The organism is Citrobacter sp. S39, from assembly GCF_009495675.1.
Taxonomy (GTDB): domain Bacteria; phylum Pseudomonadota; class Gammaproteobacteria; order Enterobacterales; family Enterobacteriaceae; genus Citrobacter; species Citrobacter freundii.
Genome location: NZ_CP045555.1, coordinates 1,590,673 through 1,611,512, shown reverse-complemented (window position 1 = coordinate 1,611,512; position 20,840 = coordinate 1,590,673). Strand labels below are relative to the sequence as shown.

At 52.9% G+C, this 20,840-nt stretch carries 23 protein-coding genes; 17 read left to right on the top strand and 6 right to left on the bottom strand.

Going from position 1 to position 20,840, the window contains the following annotated elements:
• Positions 1 to 34: 34 nt before the first annotated feature.
• Positions 35 to 1,171, bottom strand: coding sequence for a 23S rRNA (guanine(1835)-N(2))-methyltransferase RlmG (gene rlmG / locus GFB57_RS07640; RefSeq protein ID WP_003024789.1), 1,137 nt, complete (start codon positions 1,169 to 1,171; stop codon positions 35 to 37).
• A gap of 84 nt (positions 1,172 to 1,255) precedes the next feature.
• Between rlmG and GFB57_RS07635 the strand changes: the two genes are divergently transcribed.
• The 4 genes from GFB57_RS07635 (at position 1,256) to sstT (ending at position 5,555) form a co-directional block, all read left to right on the top strand.
• Positions 1,256 to 1,756, top strand: a complete 501-nt coding sequence (locus GFB57_RS07635; RefSeq protein ID WP_003024792.1) for a M48 family metallopeptidase — start codon at positions 1,256 to 1,258, stop codon at positions 1,754 to 1,756.
• 72 nt (positions 1,757 to 1,828) lie between these two features.
• Positions 1,829 to 2,827: a Gfo/Idh/MocA family oxidoreductase gene (locus GFB57_RS07630; protein ID WP_003024795.1), complete on the top strand. Its 999-nt coding sequence runs from the start codon at positions 1,829 to 1,831 to the stop codon at positions 2,825 to 2,827.
• A gap of 271 nt (positions 2,828 to 3,098) precedes the next feature.
• Positions 3,099 to 4,067 carry a TerC family protein gene (locus GFB57_RS07625; RefSeq protein WP_003024798.1) on the top strand — a complete coding sequence of 323 codons (969 nt, stop codon included), beginning with the start codon at positions 3,099 to 3,101 and terminating at the stop codon, positions 4,065 to 4,067.
• Between the two features lie 243 nt (positions 4,068 to 4,310).
• Positions 4,311 to 5,555 (top strand): serine/threonine transporter SstT, encoded by a 1,245-nt coding sequence (gene sstT, locus GFB57_RS07620; RefSeq protein ID WP_003024801.1) that lies wholly within the window; start codon positions 4,311 to 4,313, stop codon positions 5,553 to 5,555.
• A gap of 16 nt (positions 5,556 to 5,571) precedes the next feature.
• Here the strand turns inward: sstT and GFB57_RS07615 are convergent, their stop codons facing one another.
• The 3 genes from GFB57_RS07615 to uxaC all read right to left on the bottom strand — a co-directional run bounded on the left by GFB57_RS07615 (position 5,572) and on the right by uxaC (position 9,249).
• Complete coding sequence (locus GFB57_RS07615; RefSeq protein ID WP_003024807.1) at positions 5,572 to 6,126, bottom strand: YgjV family protein; 555 nt, start codon at positions 6,124 to 6,126, stop codon at positions 5,572 to 5,574.
• Between the two features lie 207 nt (positions 6,127 to 6,333).
• Complete coding sequence (locus GFB57_RS07610) at positions 6,334 to 7,821, bottom strand: altronate dehydratase family protein (RefSeq protein WP_003024809.1); 1,488 nt, start codon at positions 7,819 to 7,821, stop codon at positions 6,334 to 6,336.
• A 15-nt stretch (positions 7,822 to 7,836) separates the two neighbouring features.
• A complete protein-coding gene (uxaC, locus tag GFB57_RS07605; protein ID WP_003024811.1) occupies positions 7,837 to 9,249 on the bottom strand; it encodes a glucuronate isomerase in 1,413 nt (470 codons plus the stop codon).
• A 471-nt stretch (positions 9,250 to 9,720) separates the two neighbouring features.
• Here uxaC and GFB57_RS07600 point away from each other — a divergent pair, with 471 nt between their 5' ends.
• The 11 genes from GFB57_RS07600 to GFB57_RS07550 all read left to right on the top strand — a co-directional run bounded on the left by GFB57_RS07600 (position 9,721) and on the right by GFB57_RS07550 (position 17,542).
• Entirely contained in the window at positions 9,721 to 11,022 is a 1,302-nt protein-coding gene (locus tag GFB57_RS07600; RefSeq protein WP_003024814.1) for an MFS transporter, read from the top strand.
• Between the two features lie 134 nt (positions 11,023 to 11,156).
• Positions 11,157 to 11,933: a transcriptional regulator ExuR gene (exuR, locus tag GFB57_RS07595; RefSeq protein ID WP_003024817.1), complete on the top strand. Its 777-nt coding sequence runs from the start codon at positions 11,157 to 11,159 to the stop codon at positions 11,931 to 11,933.
• Positions 11,934 to 12,281: 348 nt separating this feature from the next.
• Complete coding sequence (gene yqjA, locus GFB57_RS07590; RefSeq protein ID WP_003024820.1) at positions 12,282 to 12,944, top strand: DedA family general envelope maintenance protein YqjA; 663 nt, start codon at positions 12,282 to 12,284, stop codon at positions 12,942 to 12,944.
• 3 nt (positions 12,945 to 12,947) lie between these two features.
• Complete coding sequence (gene mzrA, locus GFB57_RS07585; RefSeq protein ID WP_003024822.1) at positions 12,948 to 13,331, top strand: EnvZ/OmpR regulon moderator MzrA; 384 nt, start codon at positions 12,948 to 12,950, stop codon at positions 13,329 to 13,331.
• Positions 13,332 to 13,479: 148 nt separating this feature from the next.
• Positions 13,480 to 13,848, top strand: coding sequence for a DUF1090 domain-containing protein (locus GFB57_RS07580; RefSeq protein ID WP_003024825.1), 369 nt, complete (start codon positions 13,480 to 13,482; stop codon positions 13,846 to 13,848).
• A 33-nt stretch (positions 13,849 to 13,881) separates the two neighbouring features.
• Positions 13,882 to 14,187: a YqjD family protein gene (locus tag GFB57_RS07575; protein WP_003024832.1), complete on the top strand. Its 306-nt coding sequence runs from the start codon at positions 13,882 to 13,884 to the stop codon at positions 14,185 to 14,187.
• A gap of 2 nt (positions 14,188 to 14,189) precedes the next feature.
• Positions 14,190 to 14,585 carry a phage holin family protein gene (locus tag GFB57_RS07570; RefSeq protein WP_003024834.1) on the top strand — a complete coding sequence of 132 codons (396 nt, stop codon included), beginning with the start codon at positions 14,190 to 14,192 and terminating at the stop codon, positions 14,583 to 14,585.
• A complete protein-coding gene (locus GFB57_RS07565) occupies positions 14,585 to 14,884 on the top strand; it encodes a YqjK-like family protein (protein WP_003024845.1) in 300 nt (99 codons plus the stop codon). The genes GFB57_RS07570 and GFB57_RS07565 overlap by 1 nt, the downstream gene beginning before the upstream one ends.
• A gap of 174 nt (positions 14,885 to 15,058) precedes the next feature.
• On the top strand, positions 15,059 to 15,451 hold the full coding sequence (locus tag GFB57_RS07560; protein ID WP_003024847.1) for a DoxX family protein: 393 nt from the start codon (positions 15,059 to 15,061) through the stop codon (positions 15,449 to 15,451).
• A 71-nt stretch (positions 15,452 to 15,522) separates the two neighbouring features.
• The gene (locus GFB57_RS07555; protein ID WP_003024851.1) at positions 15,523 to 16,509 is read left to right on the top strand and encodes a glutathione S-transferase family protein; all 987 of its coding nucleotides are present in this window, start codon (positions 15,523 to 15,525) and stop codon (positions 16,507 to 16,509) included.
• A gap of 667 nt (positions 16,510 to 17,176) precedes the next feature.
• Positions 17,177 to 17,542, top strand: coding sequence for a DUF805 domain-containing protein (locus GFB57_RS07550; RefSeq protein WP_003024853.1), 366 nt, complete (start codon positions 17,177 to 17,179; stop codon positions 17,540 to 17,542).
• A gap of 37 nt (positions 17,543 to 17,579) precedes the next feature.
• On the opposite strand, the gene yhaJ is transcribed toward GFB57_RS07550, so the two are convergent.
• Positions 17,580 to 18,476: a DNA-binding transcriptional regulator YhaJ gene (gene yhaJ / locus GFB57_RS07545; RefSeq protein WP_003024855.1), complete on the bottom strand. Its 897-nt coding sequence runs from the start codon at positions 18,474 to 18,476 to the stop codon at positions 17,580 to 17,582.
• 104 nt (positions 18,477 to 18,580) lie between these two features.
• Between yhaJ and GFB57_RS07540 the strand changes: the two genes are divergently transcribed.
• Positions 18,581 to 19,282 (top strand): pirin family protein, encoded by a 702-nt coding sequence (locus GFB57_RS07540; protein WP_003024860.1) that lies wholly within the window; start codon positions 18,581 to 18,583, stop codon positions 19,280 to 19,282.
• Positions 19,283 to 19,308: 26 nt separating this feature from the next.
• Positions 19,309 to 19,458 (top strand): hypothetical protein, encoded by a 150-nt coding sequence (locus GFB57_RS07535; RefSeq protein ID WP_003024862.1) that lies wholly within the window; start codon positions 19,309 to 19,311, stop codon positions 19,456 to 19,458.
• 54 nt (positions 19,459 to 19,512) lie between these two features.
• Here GFB57_RS07535 and GFB57_RS07530 read toward each other — a convergent pair whose 3' ends face one another.
• Complete coding sequence (locus tag GFB57_RS07530) at positions 19,513 to 20,823, bottom strand: serine dehydratase subunit alpha family protein (protein ID WP_003024865.1); 1,311 nt, start codon at positions 20,821 to 20,823, stop codon at positions 19,513 to 19,515.
• Positions 20,824 to 20,840 lie beyond the last annotated feature (17 nt).

The window sequence follows — 20,840 nt, the reverse complement described above, 5'->3', positions numbered from 1 at the left end:
GGATAAGGCGTTAGCCGCTATCCGGCACAAGGGCTTAACGACGGCGACCGGTTTTGACCGCTTTTAGCACCACGAATTTATTATTGGTGGCGATGGTTACGCAGTTGCCGAAAATCTTCTTCAACTTGTGGAAGTAGTCGAGGTGACGGTTAGCCACAATGTACAGCTCACCGTTGATTTTCAGGCAGCGGCGGGCGTGGTGGAACATCTCCCAGGCGATATTATCGGTCAGCGCATGCTTCTGGTGGAACGGAGGGTTGCAGAACACCGCGTTGAAGCGGAACGGTTCTACGCCGGAGAGCGCGTTATTAATCATAAATTCGCTGCGATCCAGCGCGTCCGGCAGGTTGGTTTCCACGTTCAGACGGCTGGAAGCGACCGCCATCGGTGATTCATCAACAAACACCACGCTGGCTTCTGGGTTCTTCGCCAGCAGCGTCATGCCCAGCACGCCGTTACCGCAGCCGAGATCGACAATCTCGCCTTCCAGGTTTTCCGGCAGATGCTCCATAAAGAAACGTGCGCCGATGTCCAGCCCGGTACGGGAGAAGACGTTGGCATGGTTGTGGATGGTCCAGTCGGTGCCTTCCAGCTTCCAGCTCAGGGTCTGGGCGGTATCGGCCAGCGCCGGTTTGGTAAAGGTGCCGTTGATCAGGCGCGCCTTTTTCCATGCCAGCGTGGTGGTGGTTGGTCCCAGCACTTTCTCAAACAGCTCCAGCGTAGAGGTGTGGATATCACGCGCTTTTGCACCGGCGATGATACGCGTCTGCGGCGTGACCACTTCACGCAGGGCGCGCAGTTGCTGCTCCAGCAGCGCCATGGTTTTTGGCAGCTTAATCAGCACCACGCCCGGCGCCTGCGGATAGTCAGCGGTACTGTCGAGGAACTTGACGCTCGACTCGGCAATATCGTTGTGACGCAGGTTCTCACGTGTGGCAAGCTCGCTGAGATAGGAGTCGCCAATGCTGTACGGCGTATGTTCCGCCAGCGCACAGCCCAGCGCACCGAAGGTATCATTCAGGATCAGCACCGGGCCGCTAATCTCGGTATCGTCCAGCTGTTGCAGCAGATATTCATCTGCAGCTTCCCACGCCAGCAGCGGGTTAACGTCATCCGTTTCCGGGAAACGTTTAAGTGACAGCGAACGGAAACCGTTGTCTATGTGGCTCATCGGCCCTCCTGAATGGTAAAATTTCGGCGTATCCCTGAAAAGGGTGCGTGAGTATACACTTTTTATACTTTATATGGGGCACTAATGAGTCAGTTGATCTATCTGCAAGGATATCCGGAGAATTTACTTTCTCAGGTGAGAACGCTGATTGCTGAGCAACGCCTGGGCGCAGTGCTGGAGAAGCGCTATCCGGGTACGCATGACTTCGCGACCGACAAAGCGCTCTGGCAATATACTCAGGATCTGAAAAATCAGTTTCTGCGTAACGCCCCGCCGCTGAATAAAGTCATGTATGACAGCAAGATCCACGTTCTGAAGAATGCGCTGGGACTGCATACCGCCGTTTCTCGCGTGCAGGGCGGAAAGCTCAAAGCTAAAGCGGAGATCCGCGTGGCGACCGTTTTTCGCAATGCCCCCGAACCCTTTTTGCGTATGATTGTCGTTCATGAACTGGCGCATCTGAAAGAAAAAGAGCACGACAAAGCGTTTTACCAGCTGTGCTGTCATATGGAGCCTCAGTATCACCAACTGGAGTTCGATACCCGCCTGTGGTTAACGCAACAATCGTTAAAGCAAACTGCGTAGTCGCGCACTGGCTTTGTCTTCAGGGCATGCTAAATTGACGAAAGAATCCCTTTTCGCAGCCTGAAGGCCTTTATGATACGTTTCGCAGTAATTGGCACAAACTGGATCACCCGCCAGTTTGTCGATGCCGCCCATGAAACCGGCAAGTATAAGTTAACCGCAGTCTATTCTCGTAGCCTTGAGCAGGCACAGACCTTCGCCAACGATTACCCCGTCGAGCATCTGTTTACTTCGCTGGAAGCGATGGCGCAAAGCGAGGCGATCGACGCCGTCTACATCGCCAGTCCAAACTCCCTGCACTTCCCGCAGACCGAGCTGTTTTTGCGGCACAAAAAGCATGTTATTTGCGAAAAGCCACTGGCCTCCAACCTGGCGCAAGCCGAAGCCGCTATCGCCTGCGCGCGTGAAAACCAGGTCGTGCTGTTTGAAGCGTTTAAAACCGCCAGCCTGCCTAACTTCCTGCTGTTACAGCAATCGCTCCCAAAAGTTGGAAAAATCAGGAAAGCATTTATCAATTACTGCCAGTACTCCTCGCGTTACCAGCGCTATCTGGATGGTGAGAATCCGAACACGTTTAATCCGGCGTTCTCCAATGGCTCGATTATGGATATCGGTTTTTACTGCCTGGCCTCGGCGGTTGCGCTGTGGGGCGAACCACAGAGCGTTCAGGCCAGCGCCAGCCTGCTGGAAAGCGGCGTGGATGCTCACGGTGTGGTGGTGCTGAATTACGGTGATTTCAGCGTTACGCTCCAGCACTCAAAAGTAAGCGACTCGGTATTAGCCAGTGAAATTCAGGGCGAGTCGGGATCGCTGGTCATCGAGCATATTTCCGAATGCCAAAAGGTGTGCTTCGTTCCACGCGGGGGAAAAACGCAGGATCTGACGACGCCTCAACACATCAATACTATGCTGTATGAGGCAGAGGCTTTTGCCCATTTGGTTGAATCCGGCGAAGTGGATCACCCGGCACTGGCCGTCAGCCGTATCACCACTAAACTGCAAACGGAGATTCGCCGCCAGACCGGCGTGATTTTCCCGGCAGACGAAACGGTAACCTCGCTGACTGCGTAAAAGTGTGTAAATGGAATGTTGCAGGCCATTGACTGAATGCCTGGCCTGTAATATTTTGTAACCCGCAAAGGGGAGTAACTTCGTTGTCGGTTGATCGTCATTACGATGTGTGAAAAACCACATCCGGTCACCGGGCGATAACAAAGGAATACGCCATCGTATTCCTTTGTTGTTGTAAGTGAGACCTTGCCGAATGGCAAGGTCTATGCATAAAAAGCAGCGGCTAACGTCATTCGGCGTTGGCCGTTTTTTTTATGCATGGGGAAATACAATGAATACTGTCGGCACACCGGTGTTATGGGGTGGCTTCGCTGTCGTAGTGGTAATTATGCTGGCCATCGACCTGCTGTTGCAGGGTCGTCGTGGCGCACATACGATGTCGATGAAACAGGCTGCGGCCTGGTCAATCGTCTGGGTAACGCTGTCGCTACTGTTTAACGCCGCCTTCTGGTGGTACCTGGCGGAAACCCAGGGCCGCGCCGTTGCCGATCCACAGGCACTGGCGTTCCTGACCGGCTATCTGATCGAAAAATCGCTGGCAGTAGATAACGTCTTTGTCTGGTTGATGCTCTTCAGCTACTTCTCAGTGCCGCCTGCGTTGCAGCGCCGGGTATTGGTGTATGGCGTGCTGGGAGCAATTGTTCTGCGTACGATCATGATCTTCGCCGGCAGCTGGCTTATCACCCAGTTTGAGTGGCTGCTGTACGTGTTCGGCGCGTTCCTGCTGTTTACCGGCGTGAAGATGGCGCTGGCGAAAGAAGATGCCTCCGGTATCGGCGACAGACCGTTAGTACGCTGGCTGCGCGGCCATTTGCGCATGACCGATACCATCGAAGATGAAAAATTCTTCGTGCGTAAAAACGGTCTGCTGTTTGTCACGCCGCTGATGTTGGTGTTGATTCTGGTTGAGCTGAGCGACGTGATTTTCGCCGTCGACAGTATTCCGGCTATCTTTGCCGTTACCACCGACCCGTTCATCGTGCTGACCTCGAACCTGTTTGCTATTTTGGGGCTGCGTGCAATGTACTTCCTGCTGGCGGGCGTGGCGGAGCGTTTCTCGATGCTGAAGTACGGCTTGTCGGTTATTCTGGTGTTTATCGGTATTAAGATGCTGATCGTCGATTTCTACCATATCCCGATCGCTATCTCGTTAGGCGTGGTATTTGGCATTCTGTTTGTGACGCTGATTGTTAACGCATGGGTCAACCACCAGCACGATAAAAAGCAGCAAATACAGTAAGTTTCATCTGCTAGCTGAAAAGCCCGGCAGCACACTGCGTGCGTCGGGCTTTTTGTTTATCATGTCAAAACAATGTTAATTCAAAGTTATAAAATATGATCTCAGCGGGGAATCCAGGATATTTCTCTTCCCGAAGCTTTATCTTTCCTTATACTCAACCACGCAAACACTTTGTTACATCCAGAAAGATGCGTCGTAAGAGCGCACGATGGATGAGCAACAACACAATGAAAGGATCACGACATGACTACGCAACGTTCATCGGGGCTACTCTCGCGTTTGGCGCAAGGGAGCCTGGTTAAACAAATTTTGATTGGCCTGGTACTGGGGATTTTACTCGCACTGGTGTCAAAACCTGCGGCAGAAGCCGTTGGTTTACTGGGTACGCTGTTCGTCGGCGCATTAAAAGCCGTCGCGCCAATTCTGGTTCTGATGCTGGTCATGGCCTCTATCGCCAACCACCAACACGGGCAAAAAACCAATATCCGCCCCATTCTGTTCCTTTACCTGCTCGGAACATTTTCAGCGGCATTAGCCGCCGTTGTCTTCAGCTTCGCCTTCCCGTCGACACTGCACCTTTCCAGCAGCGCTGGCGATATCGTGCCGCCGTCCGGCATCGTTGAAGTAATGCGTAGCCTGCTGATGAGCATGGTTTCTAACCCAATTGATGCCCTGCTTAACGCTAACTATATCGGTATTCTGGTCTGGGCCGTTGGTCTGGGCTTTGCACTGCGCCACGGTAATGAAACGACCAAAAATCTGGTCAATGATATGTCCAACGCCGTCACCTTTATGGTAAAGCTGGTGATTCGTTTCGCGCCAATCGGTATCTTTGGTCTGGTCTCATCCACGCTGGCAACCACCGGTTTCGCAACGCTTTGGGGCTACGCCCAACTGCTGACCGTACTGGTAGGCTGTATGCTGCTGGTGGCGTTTGTGGTCAACCCACTGCTGGTCTTCTGGAAAATTCGCCGTAACCCGTATCCGCTGGTGCTGGCCTGTCTGCGCGAAAGCGGCGTGTACGCTTTCTTTACCCGCAGTTCTGCCGCCAACATTCCGGTGAATATGGCGCTATGTGAGAAGCTGAATCTGGATCGTGATACCTACTCGGTATCTATCCCGCTGGGCGCCACCATCAATATGGCGGGTGCGGCGATCACCATTACCGTGCTGACGCTGGCGGCGGTGAATACGCTGGGTATTCCGGTCGATTTACCGACGGCGCTGTTACTGAGCGTGGTGGCTTCGCTTTGCGCCTGTGGCGCATCTGGCGTGGCGGGTGGATCTCTGCTGCTGATCCCACTGGCGTGTAATATGTTCGGTATCCCGAATGATATCGCCATGCAGGTAGTTGCCGTCGGCTTTATCATCGGCGTATTGCAGGATTCCTGTGAAACGGCGCTGAACTCTTCTACAGATGTCTTGTTTACCGCGGCAGCCTGCCAGGCTGAAGACGAGCGTCTGGCAAATAACGCTCTGCGCGGCTAATCCCTGCGCCCCTCCGTTATCGGGCGGAGGGGCTCTTTTCTTGTACGCTTTTTTCAATTTTGAACGGATCAATTCCACGTTTTTGCATCCGCCGGAAGCGAATAATGTTCAGGCCATTCATCACCAGAAAACTCCCTTCGATCATCGTCCCGCCAATCGATCCCAGCCAGAAATTATGGATAACCCAACAGGCGGTTGCGCACCACATTACGCAACGCACGGTTAACCCTTTGCAGCGAAACAGCGCCCAGGTGCTGGCCAGCGTGCCAATTATCGGTAACAGCTCCATCGCATGCTGTAATTTCGCCAGACCGAGAACCAGGGTGAGGATAATAAAAACGGTCATCACCCACAGTTTGCGGGTATGCATTGAGACAAGTGTGCGGATGGTGTTGAGTTCTGCGCTCATTCCCGCGGGCCAGGCGCCCATCAGAAAAAAATGCACGCCAATGGTGGCGCTATAGACAGCAAGTTGCAGCCGGAAGCGGCGCTCATCGCGATTGAAAAAGGTGGTAATGCCGATCAGAAAGGCGATGACACCTACGCCCTGGGCCAGCCAATACGCGGTCATGAATGATCCTTGTCAGGTAATGCAAAAACAAACGGCGCTCCATATTATGAAACGCCGTTTTTAGATTCCACCATAAACAAACTTACCCAAAAGATTTTGTGCTACAGCAAGGCGGCAAGTTCGCACATCCCCGAGAGCTTACATGAGTAAGTGACCGGGGTGGGCGAACGCAGCCAACACAGCTGTGGTGCAAAAGATGAAGGGTAATTACAACGTTACGCCGCTTTTAAAGATAGCCAGTTCCCGGAAATCGTTGCGCTCGTTGCAGGTTTGCTTACCGTTGGCGAACTCAACGATCGTATCGACAAACTCGCTCAGCAGTTGAGGCATCGCTTTACCGTGGATCAACTGTCCAGCGTCAAAATCGATCCAGTGCTTTTTCTTCGCTGCCAGCTCGCTGTTGGTGGCAATTTTCACCGTCGGTACAAAACCACCGTACGGCGTACCGCGACCGGTACTGAACAGCACCATATGACAGCCCGCCCCCGCCAGGGCACTGGTCGCCACCGCATCGTTACCAGGTGCGCTCAGCAGGTTCAGGCCGTGGGTTTTCAGACGCTCGCCGTAGCGCAGCACGTCAACCACCTGGCTGGAGCCCGCTTTTTGCGTACAGCCCAGCGATTTATCTTCAAGCGTGGTGATACCGCCCGCTTTGTTGCCCGGCGATGGGTTCTCGTAGATCGGCTGATCGTGGGCAATGAAATACTGCTTGAAGTCATTGACCATGGTGACCAGCTTGCCAAACGTTTCTTCATCGCGGCAGTGGTCCATCAGCAGCTGTTCGGCGCCGAACATTTCCGGCACTTCGGTCAGCACTGTAGTTCCGCCGTTAGCAATCACGTAGTCGGAGAAACGGCCCAGCATCGGGTTGGCGGTAATACCGGAGAGGCCGTCAGAGCCGCCGCATTCCAGACCAAACTTCAGCTCGCCCAGCTTACCCGGTTCACGCTTATCGTTACGCATCACGTTGTACAGCTGGTGAAGATGTTCAATCCCCGCTTCCACTTCGTCTTCCTGATGTTGGCAGACCATGAAGTGAACGCGATCAGGATCGTACTCGCCTAAGGTTTCGCGGAAGGCATCCACCTGATTGTTTTCACAGCCCAGACCAACCACCAGCACCGCACCCGCATTCGGGTGACGCACCATGTTTTGCAGCATGGTGCGGGTATTAATGTGGTCGTCGCCGAGCTGTGAACAGCCGTAGGTGTGGCTGAAGAGATGCACGCCGTCGATTCCTTCGGCGTCGTTAGTCTCTTTCAGAAAACGGTTCTGCATCTGGCGTGCCATCGCGTTAACGCAGCCTACCGTTGGTAGGATCCACAGTTCGTTGCGCACGCCAACATCGCCGTTGGCACGACGGTAGATCTGCACATCGCGATCCGCCGGTTGTGCAACTTCCGCCTGAAAATCAGGTTGGTAGCGATACGTATCCAGGTCGCTCAGATTGGTACGCGTGTTGTGAGCATGAATATGCTCACCCGCCGCAACATCCACCAGCGTATGGCCAATTGGCAAACCGTATTTAATGACGTTTTCGCCTTTCGCAATATCGCATAAGGCGAATTTATGGCCACGAGAGACCGCCTGACGCAGGATTACCGCCTGCCCATCAACGGTGACTTCGTTTCCTTCAGCCAAATCAGCAAGCGCAACCGCGACGTTATCCAGCGCATGGATCTTGATGTATTGCATACCTTCACCCAGGCCTTAGTTCAGTTCAATGGCGAAATAATCGCGCGCATTGTTGAAGCAAATATTTCTGACCATTTCACCCAGCAGCTGGATATCTGCCGGTGCTTCACCTGCAGCAACCCAACGGCCAATCATCTGGCACAGAATACGACGGAAGTATTCATGGCGCGTGTATGACAGGAAGCTACGGCTATCGGTCAGCATGCCGACGAAACGGCTCAGCAAACCGAGCTGGGCCAGCTGCGTCATCTGACGTTCCATCCCGTCTTTCTGATCGTTGAACCACCAGCCGGAACCGAACTGCATTTTGCCCGGCATACCTTCGCCCTGGAAGTTACCGATCATAGTGCCCAGCACTTCGTTATCACGCGGGTTCAGGCAGTACAGAATGGTTTTCGGCAGCAGGTTTTGTTCATTCTGCTTGCTCAGCAGTTTGGACAGCTCTTCCGCCATCGGACGGTCGTTGATGGAGTCGAAGCCGACGTCCGCGCCGAGCAGTTTGAACTGACGCAGGTTGTTATTACGCAGCGCGCCGATGTGGTACTGCTGTACCCATTCGCGACGGGCGTATTCAGCGCCGAGGAACACCAGAACGGCGGTTTTGAACTGCGCCACTTCATGTTCACTCAGGGTTTCACCCGCCAGGCGACGCGCCAGAATGCTATCCAGCTCAGATTCGTTAGATTCTGCAAACAGCACCACATCCAGCGCATGGTCAGAGACTTTACAGCCGTGCGCTGCGAAGTGATCAAGACGTTTGGTCAGTGCAGCTTGCAGGTCGCTGAAGCGGCGGATATCCGTGTCAGACACTTCACCGAGCTTCGCCATGTAGTCATTAAAGGTCGCCAGCTCAATGTTAAAGGCTTTATCCGGACGCCAGCTCGGCAGCACTTTCACATCAAAGCTTCCGTCTTTAGCAACGGCCGCATGGTGCTCCAGAGAGTCGATCGGATCATCGGTAGTGCCGACCATTTTCACATTCATCTGCTGCATGATTCCGCGCGCGGAGAATTTGTCCTGCGCCAGCAGCTCATTGCACTGGTTCCAGATTTCGTCAGCCGTTGCCGGAGACAGCAGCTTACCTGTAATACCAAACGGACGACGTAATTCGAGGTGGGTCCAGTGGTACAGCGGGTTACCGATAGTGTGCGGAACCGTGGCGGCCCATGCGTCAAACTTCTCGCGATCGGACGCATCGCCGGTACACAAGCGCTCAGCGACGCCATTGGTACGCATCGCACGCCATTTGTAGTGATCACCCTTCAGCCAGATGTCATACAGGTTATTAAAACGGTAGTTTTCAGCGATTTGTTGCGGTGGTAAATGGCAGTGGTAATCGAAAATCGGCTGGTCTTTGGCGTAATCATGGTACAGACGGCGGGCAAATTCGGTGTCCAGCAGGAAATCTTCAGTCATAAACGGGGTCATTATCGTCTTCCTCTCAACGAGTGCGTCAGATTGCTTATGTTTTGATGTTGACAAAGTTATCACACCAATTTCTATACGCTGAAGATATTTTCGTGAGTTAGATCAACAAATGGTGACAAAAAAATTACTCTCAAAGAGGTAAATCACGCGTCAAGCCGCGCCAGTTCTGGCTTTGCTGAATCGAAATAATGACCACACGAAGATTCACACTTTTGTGATGGCACTCACCTTTTAAAGCTGTATGACAAGTTATCTTTTGGCCGTCGCGATACATAAGCCGACGGAATGCAAATTACCGATGGATATCCATCGGATTGACCGGTACGGAAACCGAATTAGCACAATTATTGACATGGCAAAGTTCGGGGAGTACCGGCTTTTTTTCGGTCCCCCCTCGTAAAAGAACATCCTCCGCCCTGAACTGGAAGATGACCGCTCGTTCGCGGACATAACAAAACGATGAGGTTTTACATGCGTAAAATTAAAGGGTTACGTTGGTACATGATTGCACTGGTGACACTTGGCACCGTGCTGGGTTACCTGACACGTAACACTGTGGCGGCAGCTGCGCCAACTCTGATGGAAGAGTTACACATCTCCACTCAACAGTATTCCTATATCATCGCAGCGTATTCTGCTGCTTACACCGTAATGCAACCCGTTGCCGGCTACGTGCTCGATGTGCTCGGCACAAAAGTGGGTTATGCGATGTTCGCCGTTCTGTGGGCCGTCTTCTGTGGCGCGACCGCACTGGCTGGCAGTTGGGGTGGACTGGCACTGGCGCGTGGCGCGGTAGGTGCCGCTGAAGCCGCAATGATCCCTGCGGGTCTGAAAGCCAGTTCTGAATGGTTCCCGGCAAAAGAGCGTTCAATTGCCGTAGGTTACTTTAACGTCGGCTCTTCTATCGGCGCGATGATTGCTCCACCGCTGGTGGTCTGGGCCATCGTCATGCACAGCTGGCAGATGGCATTCATTATTTCCGGTGCGCTGAGCTTCATCTGGGCGATGTGCTGGCTTGTGTTCTACAAACACCCGCGCGACCAGAAAAAACTGTCTGATGAAGAACGTGATTACATTCTGAATGGTCAGGAATCACAGCATAAAAACGCGACCTCGAAAAAAATGTCGCTCGGTCAGATCCTGCGTAACCGCCAGTTCTGGGGCATCGCGCTGCCGCGTTTCCTGGCAGAACCGGCATGGGGGACCTTCAACGCCTGGATCCCGCTGTTCATGTTTAAAGTCTACGGCTTTAACCTGAAAGAAATTGCGATGTTTGCCTGGATGCCGATGCTGTTTGCTGACCTGGGCTGTATCGTTGGGGGTTACTTACCGCCGCTGTTCCAGCGCTGGTTCGGCGTTAACCTGATCGTTTCGCGTAAAATGGTCGTCACCATGGGTGCATTGCTGATGATTGGCCCAGGGATGATCGGTCTGTTCACCAGCCCATACATTGCTATCGCCCTGCTGTGCGTCGGTGGCTTTGCTCACCAGGCGCTGTCCGGTGCGCTGATCACACTCTCTTCTGACGTGTTTGGTCGAAATGAAGTGGCAACGGCGAACGGTCTGACCGGTATGTCCGCCTGGCTTGCAAGTACGCTGTTTGCGCTGGTCGTCGGCGCACTGGCTGACACCATCGGCTTTAGCCCACTGTTTGCCGTACTGGCGGTATTCGACCTCCTCGGCGCGTTAGTCATCTGGACAGTATTGCAGAACAAATCGGCCAGCGAGGTAGAGTCAGAGTCGCAAACTGGCGATCCCGCTGCGCAAAGTTAACCGGACAAGATTTAACAAGGTTTTGTCATGCTAAGCCGCCAGTTATCTGGCGGCTTTTTTGACGTCGCGAGTGGAGCCGTAATCGTAAAAGTGGTATAACAAATAGAGTCTGCCGTATCATGCCTGGAGCGCATATGGAAATCACTGAACCACGACGTTTGTACCAACAACTTGCCGCTGATCTGAAAGAACGCATTGAGCAGGGCGTCTATCTGGTGGGTGAAAAACTCCCCGCAGAGCGCTTTATCGCCGATGAAAAAAATGTCAGCCGTACCGTGGTTCGTGAAGCGATTATCATGCTCGAAGTTGAGGGCTATGTAGAAGTGCGCAAAGGTTCTGGCATTCATGTCATTTCGAACCAGGCCCGTCACCAGCAGGCCACCGACGAATCGCTTGAATTCGCCAATTATGGTCCTTTCGAGCTGCTTCAGGCTCGTCAGTTGATTGAAAGCAATATCGCTGAATTTGCTGCTACGCAGGTTACCAAGCAAGACATCATGAAACTGATGGACATTCAAGAGCATGCGCGGAATGAAAAATGCTTCCGCGATTCCGAATGGGATCTGCAGTTTCATATTCAGGTCGCGCTAGCCACGCAGAACTCAGCGCTGGCCGCCATCGTGGAAAAAATGTGGACCCAGCGCAGCCACAACCCGTACTGGAAAAAACTGCACGAGCATATCGACGCACGTACCGTCGATAACTGGTGTGATGACCATGATCAAATTCTCAAAGCACTGATCCGTAAAGATCCCAATGCGGCAAAATTGGCGATGTGGCAGCACCTGGAGAATACCAAAATCATGTTATTCAACGAGACCAGCGATGATTTTGAGTTCAACGCCGATCGTTATCTTTTTGCAGAAAATCCGGTCGTTCATCTCGATACGGCAGTTAACAGCGCTAAATAAGCAATCTTTTCGATGCAGGCGCGACAAAGCGCCTGTTTCTCCTGCTTGGTAAGCATTAGGTATAAAGTGTCAGCCTGTGTAAATCCTCTCGCCTCCCTCCATTGCGATAAGCAAAATCACAGTTCAACAACCGTAATTTCTATAACGGACAACGTTGACCTTTGTTACAATTAGATGCTATTTGAATTTTTGTGTTTGAGAGCTTGCTTACTTCACAACTTTACAGGGAATAGTTCAGGCCGTGAATTTGTGTCAGACCGCGATCCATGTAAAAAACACCAATAAAATTGCGGCGTTACAAACTCCAGAAAACCGGCATGACGACAACCGATTCTCCAGGAATATTGAATGGAACTACTGACTCAATTACTGAATGCTTTATGGGCTCAGGATTTTGAAACGCTGGCCAATCCTTCCATGATTGGCATGCTCTATTTCGTACTATTTACCATTTTGTTTCTGGAAAACGGACTGCTGCCAGCGGCCTTTTTACCTGGCGACAGTCTACTGGTGCTGGTCGGCGTACTTATCGCCAAAGGCGCGATGGGTTTCCCGCAAACGGTACTGCTGCTCACTACCGCAGCCAGCCTGGGTTGCTGGCTTAGCTATATCCAGGGGCGATGGCTGGGGAATACCCGCACAGTACAAAACTGGCTATCTCATCTGCCCGCACATTACCATCAGCGCGCGCATCATCTGTTCCATAAGCATGGCTTGTCTGCGCTGCTGGTCGGTCGCTTCATCGCGTTTGTCAGAACATTACTGCCGACCATCGCAGGATTGTCCGGCCTGAACAATGCGCGCTTTCAGTTCTTCAACTGGATGAGTGGACTGCTTTGGGTTTTGATTCTCACAACGCTTGGTTATCTGCTGGGCAAAACGCCGGTGTTTCTCAAGTATGAAGATCAGCTGATGTCTTGTCTGATGCTGCTTCCTGTGGTGTTACTGGTGTTTGGTCTGGCAGGTTCACTGGTTGTTCTTTGGAAGAAGAAATACGGGAACCGAGGGTAAATTATGCTGAAACCATGCATAACGCTCCGACGACTTGCCTGGTCCACCACTTTTATGCTGTTCATTGGCGCGTTGCTCCTGACCTGGTCTGTCATTCGCCAGCAGGAATCAACGCTTGCCATTCGTGCCGTAAACCAGGGAGCCAGCATGCCTGATGGCTTCTCTATCTGGCATCACCTGGATGCCAACGGCATTCGTTTTAAAAGCATCACTCCGCAAAATGACGCACTGCTGATTACCTTTGATTCCAGCGCGCAGAGCGCAGCGGCAAAGGTCGTACTTGATCGAACTTTACCGCACGGTTTCGTTATCGCTCAGCAGGATGATGATAATCAGGCGGTGCAGTGGTTATCCCGCTTACGTGATACTCCACACCGCTTTGGTTAATTTCCAGGAATCTGAATTAGATCACTCACTTTGGTGATTTCACCGTTTAGCGCCTATGATTAATAAACTGGGCTTATGACCCAACGTTTTATTATTCTGGAGCATCGACCCTAAACGACGAGGTCGAATCACAATGGAAGGTTCAAGAATGAAATACCGCATCGCTTTGGCAATTAGCCTTTTCGCTCTAAGTGCCGGCAGCTACGCCAACACCCTCTGTCAGGAAAAAGAACAAGACATTCAGCGGGAGATTAGCTATGCCGAAAAACACAATAATCAGAGCCGCATCAATGGACTGAACAAAGCGCTGAGCGAAGTCAGGGCAAACTGTACTGACAGCAAACTGCGCGCCAACCATCAGAAAAAAATCGCCGAGCAGAAAAATGAGATTGCCGAGCGTCAACGTGACTTAGCCGAAGCTAAGCAAAAAGGCGATGCGGATAAGGTAGCTAAGCGCGAACACAAGCTTGCTGAAGCTCAGAAAGAGCTAAAAGAACTCGAGACCCGCGATTACTAAGTACGGTAACTAGCCACTCAACTGGAGAAAACTATGTCGAAAGATAATGCTACGGAAAACCTGCGCGCTGAGCTGAAATCTCTTGCGGATACGCTTGAAGAAGTACTTAGCTCTTCTGGCGATAAGTCGAAGGAAGAGATGAGTAAAATTCGCAGCAAAGCCGAACATGCGCTGCGCGAGAGCCGCCATCGTCTGAGTGAAACCAGCGATGTGATTGCCAAACAGACCCGTGAGGCCGCGGCTAAAGCCGATAACTACGTGCGCGAAAACCCATGGACAGGCGTCGGCATTGGCGCTGCAGTCGGTGTGGTGCTTGGTGTACTGCTGTCGCGCCGTTAACAATGGCTGATTCTCAACACGCACAAGGTCCAGGCAAAGGCGTACTGGGTATTGGACAGCGGATCCTGACGATTCTCGTTGAGATCGTAGAGACGCGGCTGCGGCTGGCCGTCGTTGAGCTGGAAGAGGAAAAAGCCAACCTCATCCAGATCCTGCTGATGCTTGGGCTGACTATGCTGTTCGCGGCGTTTGGCCTGATGAGCCTGATGGTACTTATCATCTGGGCCATTGACCCTCAATACCGCCTGAACGCCATGATTGCCACCACCGTAGTGCTGTTGCTGTTAGCGCTGATTGGCGGGATATGGACGCTGCGTAAAGCGCGTAAAACAACGCTGCTACGCCATACGCGCAATGAACTCGCGAACGACAGGCGGGCTCTGGAGGATGACGCATAATGAGCAGTAAAGTCGAACGTCAACAACGTAAGGCGCAACTGCTTGGACAGATCCAGCAGCAACGGCTGGATCTGTCTGCTACTCGCCGCGACTGGCTGGAAGCCACCGAGGTCTACGATCGTGGCTGGAAGACGCTGTTGAACCTGCGCGGCTGGGTGTTAGTCGGGAGCAGTATTATGGCGGTTCGCACCATCCGTAACCCAAATCTGCTGGTACGCTGGGCCAAACGCGGCTTTAGCGTCTGGAGCATCTGGCGTCTGGTGAAATCGACCATCAGGCAGCAGCAGTTGCGCGGCTAATCCCCCTACTCCCACCTAACCTCAAATTTTTTGATAATTTCTGACAGTTTTCCTTGCTAACAATTGTCACTAAGCACGTTTATGATTCTCTCCATCGACAGCAACGACGCGCTCTGCAGCGCCGGTGCACAAAAAAACACAATAAGCCGCCTGAGTGGTTTCCTGGAGAGTATGATGAAGAAATTAGAAGATGTTGGTGTACTGGTAGCGCGCATTCTGATGCCAATCCTGTTTATTACCGCAGGTTGGGGAAAAATCACCGGATATGCAGGTACCCAACAGTACATGGAAGCCATGGGCGTCCCTGGATTTATGCTGCCGCTGGTGATTCTGCTTGAGTTTGGCGGCGGCCTGGCAATTCTGTTCGGTTTCCTGACCCGTACTACCGCGCTGTTCACCGCAGGCTTCACGCTGCTGACGGCGTTCCTCTTCCACAGTAACTTTGCGGAAGGTGTGAACTCTCTGATGTTTATGAAAAACCTGACCATCGCAGGCGGCTTCCTGCTGCTGGCTATCACCGGTCCGGGCGCATTCAGTATTGACCGCGTACTGAATAAAAAGTGGTAAGCAAACTATACTGAACACATCAAAAAGCGAGGAGATATCTCCTCGCTTTTGCTATCTGAGGAGACGATAAAATGGGACAACTGATTGACGGCGTCTGGCATGACACCTGGTACGATACCAAATCAACCGGTGGGAAATTTCAACGTTCTGCATCGGCTTTCCGTAACTGGCTCACCGCAGATGGCACGCCTGGCCAGACCGGTGAAGGTGGCTTTGCTGCCGAAAAAGACCGTTATCATCTGTACGTTTCTCTGGCCTGTCCGTGGGCACATCGCACACTGATTTTGCGTAAACTTAAAGGGCTGGAACCGTTTATTTCCGTTTCCGTTGTGCATCCGCTAATGCTGGAAAACGGCTGGACCTTTGACGACAACTTCCCAGCGGCAACCGGCGATACCCTGTATCAGCACGAATTTCTTTATCAGCTCTATTTACACGCCGATCCGCACTACAGCGGTCGGGTGACCGTTCCGGTACTGTGGGACAAAAAAAACCACACTATTGTCAGCAACGAATCTGCAGAAATCATCCGCATGTTTAACACTGCGTTTGATGCGCTGGGTGCGAAAGCCGGGGATTACTATCCACCTGCCCTGCATAGCAAAATCGACGAGCTGAACGGCTGGATTTATGACAACGTCAATAACGGCGTGTATAAAGCGGGATTTGCCACCAGCCAGGAAGCCTACGACGATGCCGTGGAAAAAGTCTTTCAATCTCTGGCACGACTGGAGCAGATCCTTGGTCAGCATCGCTTCCTGACCGGTGACCAGCTAACTGAGGCCGATATTCGCCTGTGGACCACGCTGGTGCGCTTTGATCCGGTTTATGTCACCCACTTCAAGTGCGACAAACACCGCATCAGTGATTACCTGAATCTGTACGGTTTTCTGCGCGATATCTACCAGATGCCGGGCATTGCGGAGACCGTCAACTTTGACCATATCCGTCATCACTACTTCCGTAGCCACAAAACAATCAACCCGACCGGTATTATTTCAATCGGCCCGTGGCAGGATCTCAGCGAACCTCATGGGCGTGACGAGCGTTTCGCCTGATTTACACTGGCCTCCGTTTGGGTAATGCTGTTCAGTTAACGCCTCAGTTTCGAAAGGCATCAACATGTGCTGGCGGAGGTAATGAATATGCTATTTCAGGGAAAGGGTTCCGTTCACCTCATGTTCATCGTTTCTCTGAAGCACCGATTCCTGTGAACGTGTAAAGGGCGTTCTCCGCCACGCCCTTTACAATCCCGGCTCCCGGCAGGAAAATTGTTGCTATGCAATACCCTCCGCTTATTCCTCCAGGCTACCGGGTCGGGCGCGAGGAAACGTCCCTGTAAAACGCGCCCTGAACCCGCATCCATGCGGGCAGAGGGGACGGCCTGCATGGACGCAGGCTCGGCTCCGACCCGACAGGCAGACGGAATAAGACGAATACATCGCGCAGCGACGATTTTCCCGCCGGGAGCCTGGGTTGCAAGGGAGGCGGCGGTGAGCCTCCCTTGCCCGTTCACGGGTATAAAGATATCAGAGAAGCAACGCACATGAGGTGAACGGAACCCTGAGCAAGAATCACATGTTCACCATACATGCTTAACTGATCGGCATTGCCCGTTTGGAGGCCAAATAATTAACAACACAAATATTTACCAGCATTCCATTCGCAGCTATTCTTAATTTGATTGCTTTAAAAACAAGTAATTGAACGCAGAACGAGGCAAAAATGGATTGGTATTTAAACGTATTAAAGAACTACTTTGGGTTTGGTGGCCGCGCGCGTCGTAAAGAATACTGGATGTTTGTGCTGGTCAACATCATCTTCACGTTCGTGCTGGGCATTCTGGACAGAATGCTTGGCTGGGAACGCGCCGGAGGAGAAGGCATATTAACGACGATTTACGGGGTTCTGGTCTTTATCCCGTGGTGGGCGGTACAGTTCCGGCGTTTGCATGACACCGATCGTTCAGCCTGGTGGCTGCTGGTGCTGCTGATCCCGATCGTCGGCTGGTTGGTGATCATCATTTTCAACTGTCAAAACGGCACTCCGGGGAGTAACCGCTTCGGCGCTGACCCCAAACAGTTGTCCTGAATTTAAATACGCCCCTTCCGTTGGAGGGGCGTATTTCTTATTTACCCGCAAACAGCTTGGGAATTTCTCGCAGACACCAGGATTTCGCCTCGCCCATGCTGTCACGACGCCAGGCCATAATAATATCTATCTCGCTTGTCGATTCCGGACTAACGACCCGCAGTCGACCAGCTGCAATATCCTCTTCCACCAGCGGGTACGGCATTGTCGCTACGCCCAATCCGGCCAGCAACGCCTGACGTTTATCTTCTATCGTACTCACCGTCAGACGCGGCTGTTTATCCAGCAGTTGAACGGTCAGCACCGGACGTTCACGTGCGGTATCCGCCACAGCGATCCCACGGTATTTCACACGGGTGACTTCCGATAACGGTTCCGGCTCCTGGTGGATAGGATGATCCGGTGCCGCCACATACACGTTCATCAGCGAGTACAGCTTGCGCGAGTTGATTTCGGAAGATGAGCGAAAATGCATATCCGGCGCAATCACGATATCCGCCCGCCCCTGCTCAAGACGCTCCCACGCCCCGGCCAGAACTTCGGTAATAACGGAAAGCTGGGTATTGGCCTTCCCGGCCAGTCTGTCGATCAGCGGGAAAAACGCCGCCGTTGGCACCAGTGCTTCGGTAACGATAGTCAAATGCGTTTCCCATCCGCGAGCCAGCGCTTCGGCATCGGTAGTCAGTTTATCCGCAGCTTCCAGCAGTACGCGCCCACGCTCCAGCAGCATACGCCCGACGTTAGTGAATTTTGTGCGGTGGCCTGAACGGTCAAACAGCACTACGTCCAGCTCTTCCTCCAGCTTCTGCATGGTATAGCTAAGTGCGGAAGGCACGCGCCCCAGTTCGTCTGCGGCGGCGGCAAAGCTGCCGCGCCTGTCTATTGCGTCCATGACGCGTAACGCCTCAAGCGTTAAAGCCCTTTCTTTAGCCATCTCGTTCTCATTCAGGAAATTTGAACATACCGGGCAGAATATCTGGCTAACAATGCAGCGTCTAGCCATTTAACATAAAAGGAAGTAAAGAGAGGTCAAGAACTATGATTACTACCCGTACAGCCAAACAATGCGGGCAAGCAGACTACGGCTGGCTGCAGGCCCGTTATACCTTCTCCTTTGGACACTATTTTGATCCTAAACTGCTGGGTTATGCCTCGCTGCGTGTTCTGAACCAGGAAGTTCTGGCACCGGGGGCCTCTTTCCAGCCACGGACCTATCCGAAGGTGGATATCGTCAATCTGATCCTCGAAGGGGAAGCGGAGTACCGAGACAGCGAAGGCAACCATATCAAGGCCAAAGCAGGCGAAGTTTTACTGCTCGCGACACAGCCCGGGATTAGCTATAGCGAACACAATATCAGCAAAGACAAACCGTTAACGCGGATGCAGCTCTGGCTGGACGCCTGCCCGCAGCGTGAAAACGCCTGCGTACAGAAAGCCACGCTGGGTACCGGTAAGCATCAGCTGCTGGCCTCGCCGGACGGTGAACAAGGCAGCCTGCATCTGCGCCAACAGGTATGGGTGCACCACGTTGAACTGCAGCAAGGTGAATCGCTGAGTTTTCAGTTACATGGGCCACGCGCTTATTTACAGTCGATTCACGGCAGATTCCATGCGGTGACATCTGGCGCCGAAAAAGAAGCGCTCACCTGTGGCGATGGGGCATTTATTCGTGACGAAACTAACATAACGTTAGTCGCCGATACCCCGCTGCGCGCTTTGCTGATAGATTTGCCCGTATAGTCAGGGAAAACAATGGAGTACGACTATTGAGCAAGAAATCATCAAAAAAACGCCAGCCGCAGGCGGTGCCGGAAAAACGGGAAACGGTTCCCTTCGGCTATGAAGAAATGCTGACAGAGCTGGAAGCGATTGTGGCCGATGCTGAACTACGGCTGGAAGACGAAGAAGCCGCCTGAAAAGGCGGCTTAGACTTATGCCGGGTGGCGGCAACGCCCTACCCGACCTGGAGATTAATGCGCCTTACTGGCCATGATCTCAATGATCTGCTTGTCGGTTTCCTGCATCGACCGACACGCCAGCGCACACAGGTTAGCGATAGATTGTTCCACGTTATGCGCCACAATCCCTTCGTTTCCGGTTACGGCAGTATCATCCAGTGCCATCAGCACCGCTTTCCACGCCGCAGATGCGCTGGTTGAGACTTTCATCGCGCAGCTGTTTGAAGCGCCATCGCAAATCATTCCGCTCACGTCGCCAATCATGCTGCTGATCGCCATCGCGATGGTGTTGTAGCGGCCATCCACGATCCATGCCATCCCCGCTGCTGCGCCCATCGCCGCCGTGGTTGCCGCGCATAGCGCAGACAAACGCGGAAGCTGATGATGGATGTAAATAGCGCTCAGGTGAGACAATATCAGCGCCCGCGCCAGTTTCTCCTCATCCGCGCCAAAGTGCTCGGCCACCACCATGACCGGAACAGTCGCGGTAATACCCTGATTGCCGGATCCGGAGTTGCTCATGGCCGGCAGCGTCGCCCCGCCCATTCGCGCATCCGATGCCGCACTGGTACGGATCAAAATAGAGGTGGAGAGATCGTTCGCCAGCAGGCCACGCGCGCACTGCTTCTCAAGCGTGGTTCCGATGTGCAAGCCCCAGTTACCGCGCAGCCCTTCCTGAGACAGCGCACCGTTCAGCTTTGCCGCATCAAGAATAAAGCGGATCGACTCAAACGGTACCGCGTTCACGAACGCCAGAATCTCTTCCAGCGATGTGTGAGACAATACCGCCAGCGGCGACTCCAGCTCCTCTTCCTGAGCATTCTGTTCTGTGGTGAACACTACACCCTTATTGGTCTCGATGTGGACTATGTTGGTATGACCGCCCACAATCGTCACGCACGCCCATCCTTCAGCGCTGTAAACTTTCGCGCGGGAAAAGAGGATATCCTCGCAAGGTTCCTGCAGCATCACCGCAACCTTGCCAGCGCTCAACATCGCTTTCGCATCAGCGATTGCTTGGGGCGACGCATCTTTCAGTACCTCTAAACCAGCACGGGCATTTCCCCCCAGCGCACCCAGCGCCGCCGCGACAGGTAACCCGACCATTCCAGTACCCGGCACGGTAACGCCCATGCCGTTTTTCATCAGGTTCGGTGAGACCCACGCATCAATACGTTCAACCGCGCCGTCCAGCTCAGAGGATGCGACCGCTGCCGCCAGCGCCAGAGAGATAGGTTCCGTACAACCCAGCGCAGGCTTAACCTCTTCCTGTACCGCGCGGATAAAACTATCCCATAATGGATTCAATGTAGTCTCAAACATAACAACAACCTTTGCTC

Excerpts from the sequence above, each read along its gene's own strand:
- GFB57_RS07550 (WP_003024853.1), top strand. The coding sequence starts at position 17,177 with ATGGATTGGTATTTAAACGTATTAAAGAACTACTTTGGGTTTGGTGGC.
- GFB57_RS07570 (WP_003024834.1), top strand. The coding sequence starts at position 14,190 with ATGGCTGATTCTCAACACGCACAAGGTCCAGGCAAAGGCGTACTGGGT.
- GFB57_RS07555 (WP_003024851.1), top strand. The coding sequence starts at position 15,523 with ATGGGACAACTGATTGACGGCGTCTGGCATGACACCTGGTACGATACC.
- GFB57_RS07610 (WP_003024809.1), bottom strand. The coding sequence starts at position 7,821 with ATGCAATACATCAAGATCCATGCGCTGGATAACGTCGCGGTTGCGCTT.
- GFB57_RS07540 (WP_003024860.1), top strand. The coding sequence starts at position 18,581 with ATGATTACTACCCGTACAGCCAAACAATGCGGGCAAGCAGACTACGGC.
- GFB57_RS07565 (WP_003024845.1), top strand. The coding sequence starts at position 14,585 with ATGAGCAGTAAAGTCGAACGTCAACAACGTAAGGCGCAACTGCTTGGA.
- GFB57_RS07560 (WP_003024847.1), top strand. The coding sequence starts at position 15,059 with ATGAAGAAATTAGAAGATGTTGGTGTACTGGTAGCGCGCATTCTGATG.
- rlmG (WP_003024789.1), bottom strand. The coding sequence starts at position 1,171 with ATGAGCCACATAGACAACGGTTTCCGTTCGCTGTCACTTAAACGTTTC.
- mzrA (WP_003024822.1), top strand. The coding sequence starts at position 12,948 with ATGCTGAAACCATGCATAACGCTCCGACGACTTGCCTGGTCCACCACT.
- GFB57_RS07600 (WP_003024814.1), top strand. The coding sequence starts at position 9,721 with ATGCGTAAAATTAAAGGGTTACGTTGGTACATGATTGCACTGGTGACA.
- uxaC (WP_003024811.1), bottom strand. The coding sequence starts at position 9,249 with ATGACCCCGTTTATGACTGAAGATTTCCTGCTGGACACCGAATTTGCC.
- GFB57_RS07630 (WP_003024795.1), top strand. The coding sequence starts at position 1,829 with ATGATACGTTTCGCAGTAATTGGCACAAACTGGATCACCCGCCAGTTT.
- GFB57_RS07615 (WP_003024807.1), bottom strand. The coding sequence starts at position 6,126 with ATGACCGCGTATTGGCTGGCCCAGGGCGTAGGTGTCATCGCCTTTCTG.
- GFB57_RS07625 (WP_003024798.1), top strand. The coding sequence starts at position 3,099 with ATGAATACTGTCGGCACACCGGTGTTATGGGGTGGCTTCGCTGTCGTA.
- GFB57_RS07575 (WP_003024832.1), top strand. The coding sequence starts at position 13,882 with ATGTCGAAAGATAATGCTACGGAAAACCTGCGCGCTGAGCTGAAATCT.
- exuR (WP_003024817.1), top strand. The coding sequence starts at position 11,157 with ATGGAAATCACTGAACCACGACGTTTGTACCAACAACTTGCCGCTGAT.
- GFB57_RS07530 (WP_003024865.1), bottom strand. The coding sequence starts at position 20,823 with ATGTTTGAGACTACATTGAATCCATTATGGGATAGTTTTATCCGCGCG.
- yhaJ (WP_003024855.1), bottom strand. The coding sequence starts at position 18,476 with ATGGCTAAAGAAAGGGCTTTAACGCTTGAGGCGTTACGCGTCATGGAC.
- GFB57_RS07580 (WP_003024825.1), top strand. The coding sequence starts at position 13,480 with ATGAAATACCGCATCGCTTTGGCAATTAGCCTTTTCGCTCTAAGTGCC.
- yqjA (WP_003024820.1), top strand. The coding sequence starts at position 12,282 with ATGGAACTACTGACTCAATTACTGAATGCTTTATGGGCTCAGGATTTT.
- sstT (WP_003024801.1), top strand. The coding sequence starts at position 4,311 with ATGACTACGCAACGTTCATCGGGGCTACTCTCGCGTTTGGCGCAAGGG.
- GFB57_RS07635 (WP_003024792.1), top strand. The coding sequence starts at position 1,256 with ATGAGTCAGTTGATCTATCTGCAAGGATATCCGGAGAATTTACTTTCT.